18 protein-coding genes are annotated in these 21,856 nt (G+C 61.5%); 10 read left to right on the top strand and 8 right to left on the bottom strand.

All coding sequences use genetic code 11. The features are described from left to right. The first annotated feature begins 6 nt into the window (after nt 1–6). The 3 genes from JI59_RS17220 (at nt 7) to JI59_RS17210 (ending at nt 4,439) form a co-directional block, all read left to right on the top strand. A complete protein-coding gene (locus JI59_RS17220; protein WP_007011382.1) occupies nt 7–1,263 on the top strand; it encodes an acyl-CoA dehydrogenase family protein in 1,257 nt (418 codons plus the stop codon). Nucleotides 1,264–1,328: 65 nt separating this feature from the next. Next, nucleotides 1,329–3,533, top strand: coding sequence for an acyl-CoA dehydrogenase family protein (locus JI59_RS17215; RefSeq protein WP_007011383.1), 2,205 nt, complete (start codon nt 1,329–1,331; stop codon nt 3,531–3,533). 45 nt (nt 3,534–3,578) lie between these two features. Then, entirely contained in the window at nt 3,579–4,439 is an 861-nt protein-coding gene (locus JI59_RS17210; RefSeq protein ID WP_007011384.1) for an alpha/beta fold hydrolase, read from the top strand. Nucleotides 4,440–4,461: 22 nt separating this feature from the next. Here the strand turns inward: JI59_RS17210 and JI59_RS17205 are convergent, their stop codons facing one another. Both JI59_RS17205 and JI59_RS17200 read right to left on the bottom strand, forming a co-directional pair. Further along, the gene (locus JI59_RS17205; RefSeq protein WP_007011385.1) at nt 4,462–6,090 is read right to left on the bottom strand and encodes an aromatic ring-hydroxylating oxygenase subunit alpha; all 1,629 of its coding nucleotides are present in this window, start codon (nt 6,088–6,090) and stop codon (nt 4,462–4,464) included. A gap of 118 nt (nt 6,091–6,208) precedes the next feature. Continuing rightward, nucleotides 6,209–6,952: an SDR family NAD(P)-dependent oxidoreductase gene (locus tag JI59_RS17200; protein WP_007011386.1), complete on the bottom strand. Its 744-nt coding sequence runs from the start codon at nt 6,950–6,952 to the stop codon at nt 6,209–6,211. A gap of 760 nt (nt 6,953–7,712) precedes the next feature. Here JI59_RS17200 and JI59_RS27420 point away from each other — a divergent pair. From JI59_RS27420 to JI59_RS17170, 6 genes are all read left to right on the top strand, one after another. Then, on the top strand, nt 7,713–8,165 hold the full coding sequence (locus tag JI59_RS27420) for a Zn-ribbon domain-containing OB-fold protein (RefSeq protein WP_007011387.1): 453 nt from the start codon (nt 7,713–7,715) through the stop codon (nt 8,163–8,165). Then, nucleotides 8,162–9,289 (top strand): thiolase family protein, encoded by a 1,128-nt coding sequence (locus JI59_RS17190; RefSeq protein ID WP_038576455.1) that lies wholly within the window; start codon nt 8,162–8,164, stop codon nt 9,287–9,289. The genes JI59_RS27420 and JI59_RS17190 overlap by 4 nt, the downstream gene beginning before the upstream one ends. 34 nt (nt 9,290–9,323) lie before the next feature. Next, on the top strand, nt 9,324–11,915 hold the full coding sequence (locus JI59_RS17185) for a CaiB/BaiF CoA-transferase family protein (RefSeq protein WP_081473907.1): 2,592 nt from the start codon (nt 9,324–9,326) through the stop codon (nt 11,913–11,915). A gap of 153 nt (nt 11,916–12,068) precedes the next feature. Continuing rightward, entirely contained in the window at nt 12,069–13,382 is a 1,314-nt protein-coding gene (locus tag JI59_RS17180; RefSeq protein WP_138921248.1) for an MFS transporter, read from the top strand. A gap of 30 nt (nt 13,383–13,412) precedes the next feature. Then, entirely contained in the window at nt 13,413–13,925 is a 513-nt protein-coding gene (locus JI59_RS17175) for a hypothetical protein (RefSeq protein ID WP_138921249.1), read from the top strand. 126 nt (nt 13,926–14,051) lie between these two features. Further along, nucleotides 14,052–15,977 carry a flavin-containing monooxygenase gene (locus JI59_RS17170; RefSeq protein WP_238532453.1) on the top strand — a complete coding sequence of 642 codons (1,926 nt, stop codon included), beginning with the start codon at nt 14,052–14,054 and terminating at the stop codon, nt 15,975–15,977. A 60-nt stretch (nt 15,978–16,037) separates the two neighbouring features. Here JI59_RS17170 and JI59_RS17165 read toward each other — a convergent pair whose 3' ends face one another. From JI59_RS17165 to cofE, 4 genes are read right to left on the bottom strand one after another with little or no spacing between them, the layout of a single operon-like run. Continuing rightward, a complete protein-coding gene (locus JI59_RS17165; protein WP_007011393.1) occupies nt 16,038–17,066 on the bottom strand; it encodes a zinc-dependent alcohol dehydrogenase family protein in 1,029 nt (342 codons plus the stop codon). A gap of 52 nt (nt 17,067–17,118) precedes the next feature. After that, nucleotides 17,119–17,682, bottom strand: coding sequence for a 2-phospho-L-lactate guanylyltransferase (gene cofC / locus JI59_RS17160; protein WP_007011394.1), 564 nt, complete (start codon nt 17,680–17,682; stop codon nt 17,119–17,121). Next, on the bottom strand, nt 17,679–18,602 hold the full coding sequence (gene cofD, locus JI59_RS17155; protein ID WP_007011395.1) for a 2-phospho-L-lactate transferase: 924 nt from the start codon (nt 18,600–18,602) through the stop codon (nt 17,679–17,681). Before cofD ends, cofC begins: the two co-directional genes overlap by 4 nt. Then, nucleotides 18,599–19,351 carry a coenzyme F420-0:L-glutamate ligase gene (cofE, locus tag JI59_RS17150; RefSeq protein WP_007011396.1) on the bottom strand — a complete coding sequence of 251 codons (753 nt, stop codon included), beginning with the start codon at nt 19,349–19,351 and terminating at the stop codon, nt 18,599–18,601. Before cofE ends, cofD begins: the two co-directional genes overlap by 4 nt. A gap of 173 nt (nt 19,352–19,524) precedes the next feature. Here cofE and JI59_RS25710 point away from each other — a divergent pair, with 173 nt between their 5' ends. Next, nucleotides 19,525–19,842 (top strand): hypothetical protein, encoded by a 318-nt coding sequence (locus JI59_RS25710; RefSeq protein WP_138921250.1) that lies wholly within the window; start codon nt 19,525–19,527, stop codon nt 19,840–19,842. A 61-nt stretch (nt 19,843–19,903) separates the two neighbouring features. Here the strand turns inward: JI59_RS25710 and JI59_RS17140 are convergent, their stop codons facing one another. Together JI59_RS17140 and JI59_RS17135 are read right to left on the bottom strand one after the other, a co-directional pair. Beyond that, the gene (locus JI59_RS17140; RefSeq protein WP_007011398.1) at nt 19,904–21,061 is read right to left on the bottom strand and encodes an acetyl-CoA C-acetyltransferase; all 1,158 of its coding nucleotides are present in this window, start codon (nt 21,059–21,061) and stop codon (nt 19,904–19,906) included. A gap of 26 nt (nt 21,062–21,087) precedes the next feature. Then, nucleotides 21,088–21,849, bottom strand: a complete 762-nt coding sequence (locus JI59_RS17135; protein ID WP_007011399.1) for an SDR family NAD(P)-dependent oxidoreductase — start codon at nt 21,847–21,849, stop codon at nt 21,088–21,090. Nucleotides 21,850–21,856 lie beyond the last annotated feature (7 nt).

The raw sequence follows: 21,856 nt of genomic DNA, 5'->3' as shown, positions 1-21,856 counted from the left end.
CTTGAGATGACGAGCGAAAGTCAGGGCACCGAAGACGAACGCGCATTCCGCATGAAGGCGCGCGAATATATGAAGGCGCACCTTCCCCCGCGCATTCCCGGCGAACCCTTCATGGACTGGGAGGACAAGGCGCTGGTCGAAAAGGACCGCGCGATCCAGAAGGCGCTGTGGGACGGCGGGCTTGCCGGCATCGAAGTGCCGAAAGCTTATGGCGGACAGGGCCTGGACCGCCGATTTTCAGACATCTTCTACGAAGAGGCCAAGCCCTATCGGCTCGCCTGGCATTTCGGCAATGCCTTCAACATCGTGCTGCCCGTGCTGCTGAAGCACGGCAACGAAACGCTGAAGAAGACTTATATTCCCGCCATGCTGCGCGGCGACCATATCTGGTGCCAGCTCTTGTCCGAGCCCTCGGGAGGATCGGACCTCGCCGGGGTCATCACGCGGGCAGAGAAACGCGGCGATACATGGATCCTCAATGGATCGAAAGTGTGGACCACCGGGGGCAGCGACTGCGACATGGGCATGTGCCTGGCGCGTACCGACTGGACCGTGCCCAAACATGCAGGCCTCACCATGTTCGCGGTGAACATGAGGGCGCCTGGCATGACCATCACGCCCTTGAAGCTCATCAACGGCGAGAGCGATTTCTGCCAGGAGTTCATGGACGACCTGGAAGTGCCCGACGATCATGTCATCGGCGAGGTCAATGGCGGCTGGACCACGGCCGGCACCCAGCTTGCCGCTGAAAAGGCGGGCATGGCACGCGGCTGGCACGAAGGCGTCGACGCGGCCGTCGACGCGGCAGAAATAGACCTCAATCCGCGCTACGCCGAACTGGCCCGAAGCCTGGGCGTCGCCGACGATCCCCACGCCCGCCAGCTGATCGGCGAGGCCTATGTCATCGATGCGATCCACAAGCTGACCACGCGGCGGGTGGGTTCAGGTGTGCGCAGCGGCGCGCTGCCGCCATCCGCCGGTTCGGTTTCGAGCCTGATGGCGGCCCGGGTCGATGTCCGGCGCACCGCGCTGCTGTCCGAACTCGCCGGCGCCGAGGGCGTAGTGGCGGGACCGGGCGAAGATATCGCCATCGGCATGGCCCGCGTCACCACCCATCGCATCGGCGGCGGCACGCTGGAAATGCAGCTCAACGGCGTGGCCGAGCGCTTCCTGGGTTTGCCGAGAGAAGCCGATCCCAGCCGCAAGCTGCCTTTCAATGAACTGCGCCATAACAGGAACGGCGGTCAAAAGGACGACGCCTGACCATCCCGGCATCGCCAAACGTACACCGCTGCATCCACCACTAGACCACCTGAACGGAAGCAAGAATGAACCTGGAACTTCCCGAATCGTCATCCATGCTGAGCGATACGTTCGAACGCTTCTTCGAAACCGAATCCTCGATTGACCGCGTCCGTGCAGCGGAGCCGACCGGCTTCGATCCGGAACTCTGGCGCGCAGTGGTCGAGATGGGGGCGCCGACCATGCGCATCCAGTCGGATCTGGGCGGCGAGATGAGCCTGTTCGATACGATGCTTATCCTGAAACAGGCCGGACGACGGCTGGTTTCCGTACCGCTGGCCGAAGCCATCGTAACCCTGCGCGTACTGGACGAAATTGGCTCGGAACTGGCCAAGACCTGGATCGAGCGGTCTGGCGACGGTGAAACGGTCCTGACTATCGCGCTCCGACCGATCGAGCCGGGAAAGAAGGTTCTCACCTGCGGCGGGGCAGTCGCTGCGGGCGTGATGGCCTATGACGGCGAAGCGCTGCTCTTGCTGATCCCGACAGGGAAGCCGGAACCCGTCACCGCGCTGGCCGGATGCGCCCTCGCCCATCTCGATCCCGGTGCGTGCGAAAAGCACACGCTCGCCACCGGCGACGAGGCCCGCAGGCTTTGGGATTCGGCCGTTGAGGAATGGCGCCTCCTCAACGCCGCCATGCTGATCGGGCTTTCGCAGCAGGCAATCCAGATGGCTGCGGATTATGCCAGCGAACGCCAAGCCTTCGGAGTACAGATCGGCACCTATCAAAGCATCTCCCACCCGCTTGCCGACGATGTGATCGATGCCGATGGCGGCGAACTCCTGCTGTGGTGGATTGCCAAGGCCATCGGCGAGAACGATCCCGAAGCGCCGGCCATGTCGGCGTTCGCCTGGTGGTGGGCGGTTGGCAACGCCACCCGGTCGGTAGCCCATGCCGTGCACACACTGGGCGGCTATGGCCTGACCAACGAATACGATGTCCAGCTCTACAACCGCCGCGCGAAGGCGTTTTCGCTGGTTGGCGGCGATCCGTCCGAAGCGCTGGAAGCTGCGGGCCGCCGACTGTTCCTCGATGAAACGGTTGCCCTGCCACCCGCGGGCGACATGCCGCTCGACTTCAAGCCGGCCGTCGAGGAACTCGGGCTGGTGGAAGAGACCCGCGCCTTTTTCGAAGAGCATATGCCGCAGGAATTGCGCGGCGTGCCCGATCACTCGTTCGAAGGGCATCATTGGGAATTCAGCCGAGCGCTGGGCAAGGCCGGCCTGCTCATGCCGTCATGGCCGAAGCAATGGGGAGGTCGCGGCGTAACCAGTGCCGCGGCGCGCGAAAGCGCTGCCGTCTGGAACGAATTCGGCTATACCGGCACCCCACGCCAGGTGGCCTTCATGGTCGGTGAGATCGTGATGCGCTTCGGCACCCCGGAATTGCAGCAGGAAGTGCTTCCCCGGATCGGTGGGGGCGAGATTCTCACCTGCCTGGGATATACAGAACCATCGGGCGGTTCCGACGTGTTCGCCGCCAAGACCCGCGCCGTGCGCGACGGGGACGAATGGGTCATCAATGGGCAGAAGATGTTCACATCGGGCGCCAACATGGCCAGCTATGTGCTGCTGCTGACGCGCACCGATCCCGATCTGCCCAAGCACAAGGGCATCACCCTGTTCCTGGTGCCGATGGACTCACCAGGCATCGAGGTGCAGCCGATCTTCACCTATATGGACGAGCGGACCAACGCGACGTTCTATTCCGATGTCCGCATACCCGATCGGTATCGACTGGGCGAAGTCAATGGCGGCGTGAAGGTAATGAGCGCCGCGCTCCAGCTTGAACAGGGCGCCAGCGGCTATCATCAGGCCGAACGCACGATGGTGAAGGCCGCGGCCGAATGGGCGCGCAGGAACACGCGCGGCGGCAAGCCCGCGATCGAGCATCCCGACGTCCTTTCCCGTCTGGCTCGAACGCAGGGCCATGCCCGCATCATCGAACTGATGGCGGTTCGCAGCATATGGTCGCAGGCCAAGGGCCGCGCCGACAAGGCGCAGGGCCCGGCATCCAAAGTGTTCACCACCAGCAAGTTCATATCCGACTCGGCCGACCTGCTGGATCTGACCGCGCCCGATTCACTCGTTCGCGGAAAATCGGGCATCGGCCTGATCGAGCAAGGCTATCGCCATTCGGCGGCCACCAGCGTTTACGGCGGCACGTCCGAGGTGCTGCGCAGCATGGTCGCGGAGCGCAGGCTGGGAATGCCCAGAAGTCGCGCCTGACGCGGTCCATCGCATGTTGCCGATCTCACCGACGAAACCCGCCCGATGAGCCTTTCGCAAGACGGAGGACATGGGCTGCCGGGCGCGCCGTTCGCCAGCCTGGAGGCCAGCGCACGCCGGATAACCACCGCCAGCGATCATGGCGATCTTGTCTGGCGACTATGGGGCGACGGCCCTCCCCTCCTGCTGCTGCATGGAGCGCATGGCGCGTGGTCGCACTGGATCTGCAACATAGAGGCGCTGTCGCAGCACTACACCGTCATTGCGCCGGACCTGCCCGGCTGCGGCGAATCTGCGCCACCGCCGCGCGAAGAAAACGAGACGATCGTTGCGCTGCTGGCGCAGGGCTTGAGGGAAATCTCTCCGGAACGGTTGCCCGTCGATGTTGTCGGCTTTTCCTTCGGAGGTGTCATCGCGGCCTTTCTGGCGATCTGTCAGTCCGACGTTGTACGCCGGCTCATCCTGCTCGACACTGGCGGTCTCGACACACCGAGGGGCGACTACCCTATCCGGCGGATGAAGGGCCTCGAAGGGAACGAGCGTCGCGAGGCGGTGCGCGCCAACCTGCAGTCGATGATGCTGGCCGATCCGGCCCGCGCCGACGATCTGGCAGTCGACCTGCAATTGCTGAACGTACCGCGATGCAAGCTGGATGTTGCACCGCTGGTACTGCCCGATCGCCTTTTGAGAATCCTGCCCGAAATCCCCGTGCCGGTCTCATGGATCTGGGGAGAGAAGGACAGGCTCCATCCCGACCCCGCCTTGCAGGCCGAAGCGATCCGATCGGTCATTGCCGATTTCGGCTTTCACGTTGTCCCGGATGGCGGCCACTGGATCATGTATGAAAGGCCGCAGGAGGTGAACCGCCTGTTGCTTGACCTGCTGGCGCAGCCCGCTCGGAGCTGACGCCAGCGGCCGCGATCGCCCTCTATTCGTCCTCGCCCAGTTCGAGCTTCTTGCGATAATTCTCGTGAAAATTCCGGATCTTGCCTTCCTGATAGGCGGTGTACCAGACGTAAGGCGGCTGCTTGGTCTTCATGCCCTTGTGCACATTGGCCATGTTCATGGAATCCTGATCAAGGATCCTGGCCAGCGTGCCGATTTCAGGGGCATCGCACCACTTCTGATCAGACCTGAGTTCATGCACCTTGGCTGGAGCCGGCTTTTCCTTGCCCTCGGGCCAAGGTGCCAGCAGCATCACTTCCATCTGGCAGTAATCGGGATCGTCCCCCAAGGGGCGGAAGCGAAACACGATGCGTGCCCAGCCGCCCCAAGGATGCATGTTGGGAAACAGATCGTTGAAGCAGGAATCGTTGAGTTCCGCGTCGGAATAAAGATCCACCTCATCGCCGATCAGCGAGCGTAGATATTTCGCATTGGCGTCCGCGCTCGCGCGCCAGCGAGCCAGCACTTCCTCCCTGGTCTTGAGAATGCCGCGATGCGGGCTCGACGCCGGCGGCGATACATGCTGCGCACGCCCCCAGTTGCCGAACACATCGTAGCGCACATCCGCCGAATCGCCGCCGATCAGCAACAGCTGCGGGTGGGTCGCCGCGATGTGATAGGCCTCCATGAACGCTTCCTGCGCGACCTTCCAGTTGGCCTTGACTGTCTTGCGCACATGCGCGTGCTTGTAGCGGTTCTCCAGTTTGAACTTTTCGTAGTGAGCCATCATCACCGGGCCGAGGAATTCTTCCAGCGGTTCGGCATCCATGTCGGGATTGATGAAGATGAACCCGCCCCAGGTCCCCACCTTGGCGCCAGGCAGCTGGCCAACGTCGCCGGCAACGCCGGGCAGATCCCATTCGCACGTGAGATGCTTGAGGCCGCCGTCGAGGTCCCATGTCCAGCCGTGGAACGGGCAGCGCAATTCCTTTGCGCCCTTGCCGTCCATCTCCTTGAGGATGCGGCCGCGATGCAGGCAGGCATTGTAATGCGCCTTGAATTCGTTCTTGCCGGTCCGCACGATGATGAAGGAAAGGGAAGCTATCTCGTAGATATGGTAATCGCCTACCTCGGGAATATCGTCCTCACGGCAAGCCATTTGCCACGTGCGCTTCCACAGGCGCTCTACTTCGAGATCGTGATATTTCCTGTCATGAAAGCGAGCCGTCGGGATTCTCGTGGGGCCACCTGACATGGGAGATTCCAGCCAGTACACATCGGGCACCCGCTCAGGATGTCGATCATTTTTCAGGATATATTCCAGATCGACATGACTGGATGATCGCGCGCCCATCTCGGTCTCCTGACCGGGATCGCCAATGAACTTTCCGATCACGGGGGGCGGTGGCGGCGCCTTCTTGTCCGTACTGAAGCGGCTGGCATAATCCGGCCCGCCCTGCCCCTCGTCGGGCGATTGCGTCGTCGGCAGCATCGCCCAGTAGATGTCGCGCCCTTCCGGCAGATTCTGACCGCCGACATGGACCAGATAGTGCAAGTCCGCCTGGGTCATATCGCCTTCGAGCCACAATCCGTCCCAGCGGAAAATACCATACTCGCCAGTGTTCTGGTCTTCGACGCGGACGCGCCCTTCTCCCAGATCGGTATAGATCATCCCGGTGATGGGGTGTGGAAGTCGCCGCATAGTCAACTCTCTCATCCTTGCTTCTCGTTTTCGTCCAGAATGTCGCCCGGCACAAAAAGCTTCAACCGTTTACTCGCCATACCGGCGGTCAGCTCGCGTAGGCACCGCCGTTCAACTGGATGGTCTGACCGGTAATCCAGGAAGCCTCGGTCGATGCAAGATAGATGACCGCCGCTCCCACATCCTTGCCCGTGCCCATGCGTCCTACCGGAATGCCGCTGCTGTCCCTTCGATCGGGTTCCCCCGTATCGCGCTCGACCCGGCCAAGCGCCAGTGCGTTGACCGTGACTCCGCACGCGCCGACTTCCTGCGAGTAATGCCGCACGAATGCCTCGATCCCGCTCTTCGAAGCTGCATACATCGTTGTTCCGGCACGAAACGTCCCGCGGGCCGCGACAGAAGATATCTGCACGATCCGGCCCCACCCGCGTTCGCACATTCCCGCAGAGACGGCTTCGATGCAATGCACGGATCCAAACAGGTTGAGATCGACGAATTTATGCCAATCGGCCGGCTGCATGTCCTTGAACTCCGCGGGCCGAAAATCGGGCGGAACGCCCGCATTGTTGACGAGGATGTCGACCGGGCCCAGCGCATCGCTTGCTTCCCTGATGCAGGTTTGCACTGCCTCACGATCAGTTATGTCGAAAGGAACCGAAATGGCACGCGCACCGCTGGCCGCAATCTTCGCTGTCACCGACCGGGCCCGATCGGTGAACAAGTCATTCACCATCACGCTCGCCCCTTGCGCAGCCAGCATTTCGGCTATGACCGCCCCCACGCCTCTACCCGCGCCAGCGACAAGGGCGACCTTGCCACTCAGATCGAACATGCCTTCCTCTCCTCCAGGCAGCTAATACCGCGCTTTCGTGTATTGCCGCTATCAGTTATCTCTTTTTGTCACCGCGGTCCATGCCGTTGATGGACTGGCGAGAGAAAGCCATGAATACACATGCTACATTCCCTCGCCACCGAAGACCCGTAGCCGGCGCGAATCCGGCAAGACTGGCTAACCAGCGCGCACCTTCTCGCCTGGTCGAAATCCAGGCCCTGCCCCCTGATCTACGCGCGAATCCAGACTTGCGCTTTGGCTTGTCCAGCTTCACCTTGGCTGACCACGGACCCAACGGTAAGTCAGTCAAGGTGCCCCTGTTTACCGCATTCAGAGGCGGACCGTCCCTCAAGCTGCAACGATGCCACATTTCAAATCGATTGACCAACAGGGGCAGCGACAAAGCGCCGGGTCAGAGCCAGGGGACAGTCACGCATGAGGCCAAAACCTGCGACATGTACCCTTATCGTCGCATCGGCGAACCAGCACGCGGCCATGCAGCAATAACGGCAAAGGCCAGGCCGAACACCTCTGGCAAGTTCATCGCCATACAAAAGAACTAACTTTTTATGGAGGTGTTGCCGAGACGCGCTGATATTAAGCGTGAGCCTTGCCAGCCGGATCGCATAAAGAACCACCGCTATTCAGTCAGGCGCTTGACAGTGAAGCGATTACAACCGACAAAAACAGGATAAGAGATAACTCAAAATTCCCGAAACACATGACGGGACAGGCATCAGGGCAGAGGAGAGACCGGCACATGTCCGAGGACCGACCGACCGAAGCCGTCGGCATCGCGCGATCGAGCGTCGGGCGCATCATCCCGACGAGCAGCGACCGGGCACGAGAATTCTGGCTGGGCGGCGCCAGCGGAAAGCTCATGATCGCGCAATGCGACGATTGCGGGCACCGTATCCATCCGCCGCGTCCCGTCTGCCCCTGCTGTTACGGAAAGGCGATCAATTTCACGCCCGTGAGCGGACGCGCAACCGTGCACAGCTTCACGATCAACCGCTATCAATGGACCAAGGAAATGCCGCCGCCCTACGTTCTCGCCGAAGTCGACCTTGAGGACCAGGAAGGCCTTCGACTGCTGACGACCGTAACAGGCTGCGCCCCCGAAGATGTAGCCATCGGGATGAAGGTGACCGCGGCTTTCGTCGAAGTGGAAGATGGCTGGATCCCTGTATTCGTGCCGGAGAAACGGCCATGACTGAGCAATCCGCCGTAGTGAGCGGCATTGGCATGTCCGAAGTGGGTCGGCGCCTGCACATCGATCCCTGGACGCTGACCGCAGACGCTGCCCTTGCGGCCATCGCAGATGCGGGACTGACCCCTTCCGATATCGACGGCCTTTCGACCTATCCGGGCGCCACCTGGTCCACACCGGGCATCACCGGCGCGGGCGTTGACGATGTACGCGCCCTGCTCGGCATCAAAACGCGCTGGCACAATGGCGGCGGCGAGATGCCCGGACAGCTAGGTTCGATCATCGCGGCCATTCTCGCCGTAAACGCTGGTATCGTGAACCATGTCCTGTGTTTCCGCACGGTATGGGAATCGACCGCCCAGGATCGCATCGGCAGCCGCTCAGCCACCATGGCGCAAGTCAGCGAGCGCGAATCTCATCAATGGTCCAAGGCCTATGGCGTCGGCTATCCGACTTATGGCGCCTTGTGGATGCAGCGATACATGCATGAGAGCGGCGCCACGCGCGAGCAATTGGCCCAGATTGCTCTGACCTGCCGAGCGCATGCCGCTCTCAATCCGCAGGCTGTATATCGTAGCCCGTTGACCATGGACGACTATCTGTCGGCCAAGATGATTTCCGACCCGATCTGCCTTTTCGATTGCGACGTGCCGGTGGACGGTTCTGTCGCCTTCGTCATTTCCCGCGCAGACAGTCAGCCATCTGGCTCGCGCGGAATTGGCTTCGCAGCCTTCGGATCGGCGGGCGGGATGGAAAACTGTGCGGAGATGATGTGGTCCCGAACATCGCTTACTCCGGCAGACGTGCAGATGGCGGAGCTTTACGACGGCTTTTCGATCATCTCGATCCTGTGGCTTGAAGCGCTTGGTCTGTGCGAACCACTCGGCGCCGCACGCTTCATCGAAGGGGGCGAACGGATCGCGCTGACCGGAGAATTGCCGTTCAACACCGGCGGCGGGCAGCTTTCAGGCGGCCGGCTGCATGGCTACGGCAACATGTACCAGGCCTGCCTGCAGCTGAGCGGCGGCGCGGGCGAGCGACAGATCAGGAACAAGCCGGAGGTGGCGGTGGTGAGTAGCGGCGTTGGTACGTTCGCCTCGTCCCTTCTTCTCACGGCGGGACGATGAAGGTTTCCGCTGCGATCAATTTTGGAGAATCAGGATGACGAATGAGGCCCAGGGGGATGCAAGCGGGGGCTTCCTGCCCGGCGTTCGGGTATTGGAGATCGGTAACGAGCTCGGAGAATATTGCGGCAAGCTGCTCGCCGGGCTAGGCGCGGATGTCATCCGGGTCGAGCCGCCGGAAGGCGAGGAAACGCGCAATTACGGTCCTTTTCTGGACGACGAGCCCGGCCGTGAGCGCAGCCTCTATTTCTGGCATTACAATTTCGGCAAGCGTGGCATCACGCTGGATCTGGACATGCCGGACGACCAGTCCCGTTTCCTGCAGCTCGCCCGCACCGCTGATGTCGTGATCGACAGCCGCCCAAGGGGCTGGCTCGACGCTCGCGGGATCGGCGGCGAGGCGCTTCGCAGCGCCAACCCTCGCCTGATCTATTCGCGCATCTCGCCATTTGGCGACACGGGACCCTGGGCCGATTACGAGGCCTCGGACCTTGTCCATCTGGCGCTTGGCGGGGTTATGAACAATTGCGGCTATGATCCTGATTCATCGGGATTTTATGAAACGCCGCCAATCGCGCCGCAGATGTGGCAAAGCTATCACATAGCGGGCGAAATGGCGGCCATGGCAATTCTTGCCGCGCTCAATTACCGCTCCCGAAGCGGCGAAGGCCAGTCGCTTTCCACCTCGGTTCACACTGCCGTAGCGCAAGCGACCGAACGCGATATTCCAAGCTGGATCTACCTTGCGCAGGACCACATGCGCATGACCTGCCGCCATTCCAGCCCGATCCGCAGCGCGCCTATCCTGGCACCGACCAAGGACGGGCGGTTCATGTTCCCTTATCGCTCTTATGCGCATTCGGGCGACGGGCTGAAGAAGACGATCGACGTTCTGGCGGGATACGGAATGGAAGAGGATCTGCTCGATCCCAAGTATTCCGACCCGGCCTATACCGCGAACAAGCATGTCGAGCAGCATGTCGCCGACGTCGTCGGCCGCTTCGTGCAACGCTTCATGTTCGATCGCGACGTATGGCGCGATTTTCAGGCTGTCGGTCTGACCTGGGCACCTGTGCGGCTACCGCACGAGAATGTCGCCGACGAGCATTGGCAGACGCGCGAGACTTTCCTCGAGGTCGAGCGGCCCGAGCTGGGCCGCTCCTTTACCGATGTCGGCGCGCGCTGGATGTGCCCGGAAGTGCCTTGGCGCACGGGCCCCCGCTCCCCTTTGCTGGGCGAGCATAACGACGCGATACTCGGCGCGCTGGACGCTTCGACAAAGGCGCTGCCGGCTACCCCTGCACCGCCGCAGCCGGAGAATGCTTCGACAGGCGAAAGCGAAAAGCCTTTCGCGCTGGATGGCTTGCGCTTCATCGACCTGGGCTGGCTGGTCGCCTCTTCGGGCGCTGGCCGGTTCCTGTCAGCGTTCGGCATGGAAGTCGCCAAGATCGAGCACAGCACCCGCTGGGACGGAATGCGCCATCCTCTGGTCATCGTGGGCGAGGATGGACGCGAAAAGCGGGACGCCGCGACGGGACCATTGCCGGACAACCGCACCAGATCGCCCAATCGCAGCGGCCTGTTCATGGATATCAATGCAGGCAAGAGGTCGATCGGCCTCAATTTGAAAGACCCGCGGGGCAAGGCGATCCTCGCCGAGTTGATCGCCATCGGCGATGTCGTCGGCGAAGGCTTCTCGCCTGGAACGATGGAACGGATGGGCTTTGGCTATGAACGCCTGAAGGAGATCAATCCGAAGATCGTCTATGTCCAGCAATCGGGCATGGGCCAGATCGGCACTTATGGCGAGATGCGCAGCTACGGCCCGGTAGCACAGGCATTTTCCGGCATCAGCGAAATGTCGGGTCTGCCGCAACCTTTCCCGCCAGCCGGTATCGGCTATTCCTATCTCGACTGGTTCGCCGCCTATAACCAGGCCAACGCGATTCTCGCCGCGCTCTATCGGCGGAACGAGACGGGCAAAGGATGCTGGATCGACGCATCGCAGGTCGAAGTCGGCATCTACCTGAACGGTACCACTATCCTCGATTACAGTGCCAATGGGCGTGCATGGGAACGCTATGGCAACCGTTCCCCCTACAAGCCCGCTGCGCCCAGCGGAGCGTTCCGCGCCGCCGGAACCGATCGATGGGTAGCCATCTCGTGCTTCACCGAAGACCAATGGCGCGCGTTTGTCGAAGTGCTTGGCTCACCTGCGTGGGCAAGTGAGGGTCGGTTCGCAACGCTGGAGTCGCGCCTGCATAACCAAGCCTCTCTCGAGGCGCTCGTTAACAGCGTTACCGGCAAGCTCGCCCCCTATGACCTGATGGAGAAGCTGCAAAGGGCCGGCGTTCCGGCAGGCGTCTGCCAGACGGCTGCGGACCGCTGCGACACCGATCCGCAGCTGAAGGCGTCACCCGGCTGGATGGTCGAACTGCCGCAAAGCGAGATCGGCTCGTGGCGGACCAAGGGTTTCCCCGTGGAGCTAGACACAACGCCGGTGCGCACCGGCGGCGTGCCGCGGCGCCACGGCCCCAACTATGCCGAAGACAACGAATTCATCTATGGTGAATGGCTCGGCTATTCGACCACGAAGATCGAAGAACTGCGCGAGGCGGGCGTGATTTGATCCGCATCGGCGGGGAATGAGTAAACCAGCGAGCTGAAAGTCCATTCCGGTAGATCCTTGCCGAAGCGGGCCTCTCAAGAAAGAGCGACTGTCAAATTGAACATGGGCGACATAGCCATCGAAACGAACCCAGAGACTGCGCCGGCATCGAGCATGTCCGATAAGCCAGCCTATCCTCCGGAACGGCAGGGATGGCTGACGGTCGGCATTCTGGCCCTGCTGACGACTCTTTCGGTCATCGACCGAAACATTCTGTCTTTGCTGGTCAATCCGATCCAGGCCGATCTGCAGCTGAGCGAGACGCAGATGGGAACGCTGATGGGCTTCGCCTTCGGCATCTTCTTCTTCATTGGCGCCTTGCCGATCGGCTGGGCAATGGATCGCTACAGCAGGCCGCTAGTGATCTGGTTCGGGGTTACGGTTTGGAGCCTCGGCACAATGGCTTGCGGCCTTGCCAACAGCTTCTGGGCATTCTTTGCCGGTCGCTCGTTGGTCGGCGCCGGTGAAGCGACAATGGGTCCGGGGTCGCAATCCTTGCTGCCCGACTTCTTTCCGCCCCGGAAGCTCGGCTTTGCACTTTCGGTCTATGCGACGGGAACGAAGATAGGTGCGGGGCTTTCATTCGCGATCGGCGGCGCGCTTGCCGCGCTGATCGACCCCAGCGTGCCGCACGACCTGTTAGGCGTGATGACCATAAGGGGTTGGCAGTTGATCTTCCTGCTTCTCGGGGTGCCGGGGATCCTCATCGGTTTCGTGATATTCCTGGTTCCCGATCCACGGCGCAATAAAGCCGTTCGCAGGGAAAACACGACCTTCGCAACCTATTTCAAAACGGCCAGGCGCCATTGGCGCTTCATCGTGCCCCATCACCTGGGCCTGATGCTGGTTGCCCTGTCTGCAGTCGCGATCCAGGCTTGGGGCCCGGCGTTCTTCGAACGTACCCATGGCCTGTCTGCAGGACAGGTCGGTCCGGCCTTGGGTCTTGGCATTACGCTCGGCACCATTGTCGGACTGCCGCTGCACGGCAAGATTGTCGACTTTCTCTATTCGCGCGGCATGGCAGACGCCCACGTACGGTACATGGCAATCTCGACCCTGCTGGCGGTGCCCGTAACGATCGGCATTTTCACAGTGCCATCACCGACGGTCTCACTGGTTCTGGTCGGATTCTATTTCTTCTTCGCATGCTGCTACCTCAGCTTGCCCTTCGCTATTCTGCAAATTGTCATGCCGCCGCATCTGCGCGGCAAAGCTGCGTCAATTGTGCTGGTCATGAACGGAGTACTGACGCTGGGTGGCGCCCCCGTCCTGATCGCCGTCGTGACCGAGGCGCTGGGCGGCCCTGCGATGGTAGGGCAATCCCTGCTGATCTGCATGGCGATTTCGTTGGCCCTGGGCGCTGTCGGGATGTGGCTATCGGGGCAACCGGTGCGGGCGATCCTGAACGAACGAAACACCGTGAATTGATAGGCGAACGCCTGGAGGAGAAAGCTTATGATGGGCGGACCGAGAATCAAGCATGTCGACGATGTGGAAGCCTTCGAGGTCTGCCGGATCGAGTATGAGGATGGGCGGTCGGCGTCGATCTACGAACGCTTCGTGGAAAGGCTTCCGAACTTCGTCACGTTCTACAACCGCTGGGATCCCGGAATGCTCCAGCGTACGCATGGCCATACCGGCCACCACATGGTTTTCATCCTGAGCGGCGAGATATGGGTGGGTGACAAGCATTGTCCTGCCGGAACGCATATCTTTCTCATGCATGGCGATGTCTTCGGCCCTTGGCGCGCCGGCCCGGAAGGTTGCGAGACCTTGGGCGTGATTGCCGGTGCGGGCTGGTCGTTTGCCTATCAGGAAGACGATGAGGCATTTGTCGAACTCTTGAAGAAGGAAGGCGCCAAGCGCGGCACCGTGCCGCCCATACCGCGCATGCCTTATTCGCCGCCTTCACCGACACGTCCGTGGGAATCGACTGAACCCGGAAAGAAGTTTGAGCGACGCCAGCCGTAGAACGCCGGGTTGCTAAGTCCTTCGCAAGTCCGGGAGGGCGCGGCCGCTGCCTGAAACTTGAAATGTCGGCCCGCATCGATGCCGCCGCGGCACCGAGAAAACCGCGAATTTCTGAGAGATGATGCAATGACTATGATCGAAAGTCCGGCCCGGCCGCATGTCCTCGAAACCAGCGACGACGAACTGGAAGACATCGTAACTTATGCCGACGCAATGGCGCTGCGCGGCCTGCTGTATCAGTTGACCGGAGACGAAGAGTTGAAGGCCATCGGCCTGAAACGGGTTCTCGCCGGTTATCTGGAACGCAATGTGCCAGCCACGGAAGAAGATATCGCACTGATTCGCCGCAAGGCGGTTGCGTTCCTGAAGTCCTATCGCGATGCGGGCGCTCCCGCTTTGCAGATCGGCCCCGCTGAACGCCTTGCCACCAGCATCAGCTTGATGCGGGGTGAGGCGATCCCCGAGCGGGCGCAGGGACTCTATCTTGAGGAGACGGCGCTGGATCCTTGGGTGCGATCCCTGGAATGGACGTCTCCCCCGCCAGTTGATCGGTTGGAGAATTTCCACGTCATAGTCATCGGTGCGGGCATGGGCGGTCTAAACGCCGCCTTGCAGCTCAAGCGGGCAGGCATTCGCTTCACTGTCATCGAGAAGAACGCCGGCGTGGGCGGCACGTGGTACGAAAATCGCTATCCGGGGGCACGGCTCGATTCACCCAGCCGCACTTATACGCACCTGTACGGCGTCGATTTTCCCTACAGCAGCCCATTCAATCCGTGGGAGGACAACCAGAAATACTTCAGCTGGGTCGCCGATCACTTCGGCCTGCGTGACGATATCGTCTTCGAAACCGAGGTCCGTTCGATGACCTGGCATGAAGATCGTGCGCAATGGGATATTGCGGTCTCGGGAGTGGACGGCGAAAAAACGCTGCGCGCCAATGCCGTCATTACCGCCGTCGGTTTCCTCAACCGTCCGAAATATCCTGATATAGAGGGAAGCGAGACATTCAAGGGATCGGCCTGGCACACGGTATCCTGGCCGGACGAAGCCAGCATCAAGGGCAAACGGGTCGCTGTGATCGGAACCGGTGCGTCGGGCTATCAGACCGTGCCGGAAATGGCGCTCGAAGCCGAACATGTAACCATGTTCCAGCGCACCCCGCAGTATCTCTTCCCCACGCGGGGCTATCGCTCACCTTTCAAGAAGCAGGTGGAATGGCTAAATCGGAATTTTCCATTCTATACCAACTTCATGCGCCTCGGTAGTGGATCCGCCGATGGGTTCGAATCGGTGTCCCACATCGATCCCGACTTCGACGATCCCCATGCCTGCAGCGCCAGCAACAAGGTAGCGCGGGACGTTTCTCTCAACTTCCTGCGCTCCAAATTAAACGATCCGGACCTGATAGCCGCCATGACCCCGGAACATCCGGTATGGTCGGCGCGACCGGTTGCGGTGGACCCGGACTATTGCGTCCTGGACGCGATCAAGCGCGATAATGTCACTCTCGTCACGGACGGGATCGAGAAGATCAACGAGACAGGCCTGGTCACCCGAACCGGAAAGCAGATCGACGTGGATGTCATCGCTTATGCCACCGGGTTCCGCGCGACAGAATACCTATTCCCCATGACGATCACCGGACGCGGCGGCGTGACGATCGAGGATTTCTGGGCTGAGGGCGGCGCCCGCGCCTATCGCGGCTGCATGATCCCGAACTTCCCCAACCTTTGGTGTATTTACGGGCCGAACACGAATGGCGCTCTGCTACCGGCCACCTTCCACGAACTCGTCACGATCTACGCCTTGCAATGCATCGAGAAGCTGATCCTGGAAGACAAGGCATCAATCGAAGTGCGGGGCGAGCCCTATTGGGATTACAACCGGCTGATTGACCGTGAAAACGCGATGCGGGTGTGGAGCGACCCCAGGGTGCCGGGCTACTACTGGTCGAAGCACGGCCGATCCGCGACGATGAACCCCTTGAGCGGGCCTGACATGTGGAACCTGCTGCGAGTTCCCGACTTTTCGGATCTGGACATCCGCTAGCCAGCAGACCGCGGGTCGCGCCATAGCCGGCGCCTCCCGCAGTCGCACTGCACACGCCGTTCAGATTTCGATTCCGATCTTGCCGAAGTGTGAGCCTGTTTCCTGATACCGGAACGCATCGGCCAGCGCCTCCAGCGCAAAGCTGCGATCCAATACGGGCCGCAGACCGTTCGCCTCGATCGCCCGGATCATGTCTTCCTGATGGCGCCTGGCGCCGACTGTCAAGCCACACAGCCGTATCTGCTTCATCATGACCTTGACCATGGGGGACGGCATTCCTGCCGGTGTCGGCTTCTCGTCCCGGCTCGCAAGCACGCCGATCATCGCAATGTGGCCGCCGTGCCTGCACGCCTCCACGGATTGCGCCAGGCTGCCCGAACCGCCGATTTCCACGACATGATCCACACCGCGCCCATCGGTCAGTTCCTTGGCCATCTGCCCCCATTCGGGGAACTTGCGATAGTTGATGATATGGTCCGCACCCATTTCCTGCAGGCGCTTCAGCTTGTCGTCTGAGGAAGATGTTGAAATAACGGTTGCTCCGGCCAACTTCGCGAACTGCAATGCAAAGATCGACACGCCGCCCGTGCCCATCGTCAACACAGTGTCGCCAGGCTTGAGACCACCATTGACCATCAGGGCTCGCCACGCGGTCAGCCCGGCGCACGTCAGGGTAGCTGCCTCCATGTGGGAATAGCCCTTGGGGGCGTGGCTGAACCCGTCTGCGCTTGCGGTAACAAACTCGCTCGCGAAACCGTCAATTCCACGATCGCCGGGCACTTCACTGATCGCATAGCTGTCGGGCTCTCCATCTTTCCATCGCGGAAAAAAGGTCGAGATCACCGAATCCCCGGCCGCGAAGCGATCCACGCCCTCGCCCACTTCGACCACCTCTCCGGCGCCATCCGACATGGGTATGCGGCCATCCTTGGTCGGGACACCACCCTTGACCACGATATAGTCGTGATAGTTCAGACTACTCGCCCGAACCCGCACCATTATCTCGCCTGGTCCCGGTGCGCGCGGCTCCGCTTCGACGAGGTGAAGCCGATCGAGACCGCCCGGGCTTGAAAGTTGGATCGTTCGCATGCTGCCTCCTGCTGTGTTCAATGGATTATTGCCCCCGCCCGGTATCGCAAAATCAGGCGGGTGCTTTCAGTCCGGCTGCGATTGCCCGCTCGAGATCGTCGGGCGTGTCGACATCGAAGGCCAGCCCCCTTCGATCGACCCGGACGAAGTCACCCGCCTGTTTGCCATGCCGTTCGAGACTGCCGCGGCCAAAAGCGAAGACGAAGCCACCGCACGATCCGGGGAGTGCGAGGGCATTCGTGCCCGCGCCATGCCTGTCCGGTGCAATGGCGACGCGCTTCACGTGCGTCATCGCCTCGATATCGTCAGCGCACAGAAACGGCAAATCGCCGTGAATGACCAGCACAGGCACCCCGCCAAGATCGCTTCTGCTGGCCGCAAGCTCGACATTCAAGCCGCGTCCCTGATCTTCGCACCAGGCCAACGCCGGATCGCCGGGCGGCTCGGGCGAAAGGATCACAATGCGCGAGATCGATGGTGCGGACCGAAGACAGGCGATCACATGCGCAGCCATCGCATCACTCAACTCGGCCCGCGCGGCAATGGACAGCCGGGGCGCCAGCCGTGACTTGCGGTCGCCACCCTGTTTCAAAGGAAGAATCGCGGTCCAGCTCACTTGCCCGCAACACCTCTGGCCAATGTCAGCGCAGCTTCGGCCACCCGCGCGCGATCCTCCGTCGTACGCATCAGCGTCGGGGTGCGCATGCTCGGTAGCGAGGCAAGAAGGTCGTCGCCGCTGTCCACCAGCAGGGCATCAATCAACCCAGCGTAGTGCGCAGCAATACTCTCGTTGTTTACAGGCACACCCAACCCGGCCATCAGCTTCGATGTCGGCCCCTTGACGGCCTGGCCGCCGATGATGGGCGATACGGAGACGACTGGGCCAGTTCCATCGATCAGCGCCTGCCGGATGCCCGGCACAGCAAGGATCGGATCGATGCTGAGATAGGGGTTGGAGGGCGCGATGAGGATAACATCTGCTCGCCCGATTGCTTCGATTACGCCAGGCCCCGGCAATGCCCGTGCTGCTCCCTGAAATTCAATCCGCGACACGTCGGGCTCACAGCGTCGTTCGACGAAATAGCGCTGAAACTCCAGCTTTCCTTCTTCGGTGTGCAGCCACGTAGCGACGGGATCATCGCTCATCGGCAGAAGCGCAACATCGACGCCCCATCGCCGCGCGAATTCGGCGGTAATCGCGCTCAGCGTATCGCCCTGCGCCAACCGCATGGTTCGCAGCACGTGCAGCGCAAGGTCCATGTCGCCCATCTGGAACCAGTCCTCGCCGCCCAGTTCGCGCAGCGCTTCCATGAACGCCCAGCTTTCGCCCTCGCGTCCCCACCCTTGCTCCCGATTTGCCTTGCCCGACAGGGTATAGAGAAGCGTATCGATGTCAGGCGAGACATGCAGGCCCAGGTGGCGGAAATCATCGGCGGTATTGACGATAGCGGTAAGGTCGGGCGCGGGCAGGATTTGCTGCAGACCCAGAACAAGCTTGGCGCCTCCCACGCCGCCTGTAAGCGCGACAACTTTCACCGGAACAGATCCTCGGCGACCGGCCGGACCAGATCGGCTGCCGGACGCGCGATGTCCTTCATCGAATAACCGCGCACGAGCACCGCCGGGATGCCCTCGGCACCCTCACCCGTACATAGGCTGGCAGCCGTCGCGACAATGTCGGCCAAGGCGACCTGCGTGACTTCCAGAGCGCGTCCGTCGCGGTCCATTTCCCCGCGCCGGTCGATCAGCGAAGGCAGTCCGGCCGCACCGATCCCCACGCTGACGACACCGAGCCGCCAGGGGCGTCCGAAGCTGTCCGATATCACCACGGCAGGGCGCACCCCGTCTTGTTCCAGAGCTTCGGCAATGCGCTGCGCCGAAGCGTCGGGATCGACAGGCAGCAAAAGCACGCGCTCACGAGCATTTCCCCCCAGGTTGGAACGGTCGATCCCTGCATTCGCCATTACCAGCCCCAGCCTGTGGCGCGTGATCAGTACATTGGGAACCGCACGAACGATCTCGCTGGACTCGCGAAGGACCAATTCCACAAGCCGCGGATCCTTGCGCACCAGCGCGGCAAGTTTCAGCGCAGCGCTACCCGGCTCGATTTCGGCCATATCGACGAACCGACCTTCGGACTTCGACACGATTTTCTGGGTAACCACAATGATGTCGTCAGCCTTGAGCGAAACGCCCATCTGTACGAGCGACCCGGTCAGGACTGCCCCCAGATCGTCACCCGGAACGATTTCACCAATTCCCGAAAGGGGAATGATCTGTAACATATTCGAGATGCAGCTCCACGGATCGGATCTTCCGGGAAACTGGGCAAGATCACATGGCGCGTCAACTCCAACTGCACGCTGCCGGGCGCTCAAACTGGTAAAATGAGGCATCGGCATCGAAAGCCCCCTAGACGTCGAGGGCCCAGACCCTAAGCTTGTATTGGGAGAATCACATGCCACGTTATTTATTGATCGCACTCAATGGCCCCACCACGGGCGAAGGTGACGAAGCCGAATACAACCGCTGGTACAATCAGGAACACAAGCCAGACCTTGAAAGCGTTGACGGAACGGTCTCCGTCCGCAGGTTCAAGACCGTCTGGCAGAACCGGATCGACAAGCCCTATATCAGCGTGACCGAAATCGAGGCTGACAGCCCCGAGCAGATCATGGCCGAAATGGGCAAGAAAGCCGCACAGTTTTCCGACAAGATCGACCGGACGACATCCATTGCCTTGCTCGGGGTAGAGCTCGACACGTCGATCGAGTGAGAGGGCCCTCCCCGGTCACCGAAGTAGCGCAGCGCCGGGCTGCGTAGATCCTGACGGTTCGTCAAAGGGCTTCGACGATCATCGCATTGGCAATGCCGCCCGCCTCGCACATCGTCTGCAGACCATATCGCTTGCCGTGACGCCGTAGCGCGTGAACCAGCGTCGCCATCAGTTTCGTTCCCGATGAGCCGAGAGGGTGACCCAGAGCGATAGAGCCACCATGCACGTTGAGGCGCTCTGCATCTCCCCCCAAAACCTCCAGCCAGGCCAGAGGCACCGGCGCAAAGGCCTCATTCACTTCATAAAGGTCGATATCGCCTATCGCCATTCCCGCGCGTTCCAGCAATTTCTGTGTCGCGGCGATGGGTTCTTCCAGCATGATTACGGGATCGCCCCCAGTCACCGTCATGGCATGGATACGCGCCAATGGAACGAGGCCGTGCGCCTTGAGCGCGCGTTCGCTGACAACAAGAACCGCCGAGGCGCCGTCGCATATCTGGCTGGCATTGCCGGCCGTGATCACGCCGCCCTCTGTCAGCGTTTTGAGGGCGCCGAGCTTCTCCAGCGAGGAATCGGCACGCACGCCCTCGTCCACCGAATGCTGAAGTGTCCCATCCGGCGTTTCGACGGTAATCGGTACGATTTCTTCATCGAACGCGCCAAGAGCAATCGCTTTTGCCGCAAGTTCGTGGCTGTGCAGCGCAAAGCGGTCCAACGTCTCGCGCGAGTAGCCGTATTTGCGCGCCATCATCTCGGCGCCCTCGAACTGGCTGAACCCCTCGACGCCAAATCGCTTTCGGATTCGGTCGCTTATCGGCCCTGTCCCGACGCCTTGCTGATTGGACAGCATCGGCACGCGCGACATGCTTTCCGCGCCAGCCGCGATCACCACATCCTGCGTGCCGGACATCACCGCCTGCGCCGCGAATTGCACCGCTTGTTGCGAACTGCCGCACTGGCGGTCGACGGTCACGGCCGGCACCGTTTCGGGCAAGGTCGAGGCAAGCACGGCATTGCGAGCAAAAGCGAAGGACTGTTCACCAACTTGCGTGACGCAGCCCAGCACCACATCCTCAACCGAAGTCGGATCGATCCCCGTGCGCGCAACCAGCGCGGACAGGACATCGCCTGCCAGATCGGCCGGATGCACATGGGAAAGTGCGCCGTTGCGACGACCGCCCGCACTGCGCACGGCATCGACGATATAGGCTTCGGCCATTAGGTCATTCCTTCCAACTACGGCGATTACTTCGGCGCCATCCGTATGGCGCCGTCGAGCCGGATTGTTTCCCCGTTCAGCATGGGGTTGGCGATAATGCTTTCAACAAGTTGCGCATATTCATCCGGCTGCCCAAGGCGGCTGGGAAACGGCACCTGCTTACCCAGCGAATCCAAGGCTTCCTGGGGGAGCGCAGCCAACAGCGGCGTCCAGAAGATGCCCGGCGCAATAGTCATGACTCGAATGCCATAACGCGCGAATTCCCGGGCGATCGGCAGGGTCATGCCGACGATCCCGCCTTTCGACGCTGCATAGGCGGCCTGACCGATCTGACCGTCGAAGGCGGCGACGCTGGCGGTATTGACGATCACCCCGCGCTCCTCACCGACCGGATCTGCGCGATGCAGCCGTTCGGCGAATTTGGAAATGACGTTGAAGGTTCCGAGCAGGTTCACCGAGACAACCCGCGAAAAATCACCCAGCGGCAGTGCCTTGCCTTCGCGGTCGATGACTTTCTCCGGCGAGCCGATGCCCGCGCAATTGACGAGGATCCGCGCTACGCCGTGCTGCCGTTCCGCGGCTTCCACCGCCGCGCGCACCTGATCCTCTTCGGCGACATTGACCTTAATAAAGCCACCGCCGATATCCTTTGCGTGGGCGGCGCCCAACTCTTCGTTCAGGTCGAAGATCGTGACCTTCGCCCCGGCCCTGGCCAAAAGCGCGGCCGACGCCCCGCCGAGGCCGGACGCACCGCCTGTCACAATCGCAGCTGAACCTGCAATCTGCATGAAAATC

The organism is Novosphingobium pentaromativorans US6-1 (assembly GCF_000767465.1).
Taxonomy (GTDB): Bacteria; Pseudomonadota; Alphaproteobacteria; order Sphingomonadales; family Sphingomonadaceae; genus Novosphingobium; species Novosphingobium pentaromativorans.
Note: the sequence above shows the minus strand (reverse complement) of the source record. Positions and strands in the feature narration are given on the sequence as shown.

What these genes read in the sequence shown, in the direction of transcription:
- JI59_RS17175 (WP_138921249.1), top strand. Translation starts at nt 13,413, where the DNA reads ATGGGCGGACCGAGAATCAAGCATGTCGACGATGTGGAAGCCTTCGAG.
- JI59_RS25710 (WP_138921250.1), top strand. Translation starts at nt 19,525, where the DNA reads ATGCCACGTTATTTATTGATCGCACTCAATGGCCCCACCACGGGCGAA.
- JI59_RS17185 (WP_081473907.1), top strand. Translation starts at nt 9,324, where the DNA reads ATGACGAATGAGGCCCAGGGGGATGCAAGCGGGGGCTTCCTGCCCGGC.
- JI59_RS17215 (WP_007011383.1), top strand. Translation starts at nt 1,329, where the DNA reads ATGAACCTGGAACTTCCCGAATCGTCATCCATGCTGAGCGATACGTTC.
- JI59_RS17210 (WP_007011384.1), top strand. Translation starts at nt 3,579, where the DNA reads ATGAGCCTTTCGCAAGACGGAGGACATGGGCTGCCGGGCGCGCCGTTC.
- JI59_RS17180 (WP_138921248.1), top strand. Translation starts at nt 12,069, where the DNA reads ATGTCCGATAAGCCAGCCTATCCTCCGGAACGGCAGGGATGGCTGACG.
- JI59_RS17190 (WP_038576455.1), top strand. Translation starts at nt 8,162, where the DNA reads ATGACTGAGCAATCCGCCGTAGTGAGCGGCATTGGCATGTCCGAAGTG.
- JI59_RS17220 (WP_007011382.1), top strand. Translation starts at nt 7, where the DNA reads ATGACGAGCGAAAGTCAGGGCACCGAAGACGAACGCGCATTCCGCATG.
- JI59_RS17165 (WP_007011393.1), bottom strand. Translation starts at nt 17,066, where the DNA reads ATGCGAACGATCCAACTTTCAAGCCCGGGCGGTCTCGATCGGCTTCAC.
- JI59_RS17135 (WP_007011399.1), bottom strand. Translation starts at nt 21,849, where the DNA reads ATGCAGATTGCAGGTTCAGCTGCGATTGTGACAGGCGGTGCGTCCGGC.
- JI59_RS17205 (WP_007011385.1), bottom strand. Translation starts at nt 6,090, where the DNA reads ATGATCTATACCGATCTGGGAGAAGGGCGCGTCCGCGTCGAAGACCAG.
- cofE (WP_007011396.1), bottom strand. Translation starts at nt 19,351, where the DNA reads ATGTTACAGATCATTCCCCTTTCGGGAATTGGTGAAATCGTTCCGGGT.
- JI59_RS27420 (WP_007011387.1), top strand. Translation starts at nt 7,713, where the DNA reads ATGTCCGAGGACCGACCGACCGAAGCCGTCGGCATCGCGCGATCGAGC.
- JI59_RS17140 (WP_007011398.1), bottom strand. Translation starts at nt 21,061, where the DNA reads ATGGCCGAAGCCTATATCGTCGATGCCGTGCGCAGTGCGGGCGGTCGT.
- JI59_RS17170 (WP_238532453.1), top strand. Translation starts at nt 14,052, where the DNA reads ATGACTATGATCGAAAGTCCGGCCCGGCCGCATGTCCTCGAAACCAGC.
- JI59_RS17200 (WP_007011386.1), bottom strand. Translation starts at nt 6,952, where the DNA reads ATGTTCGATCTGAGTGGCAAGGTCGCCCTTGTCGCTGGCGCGGGTAGA.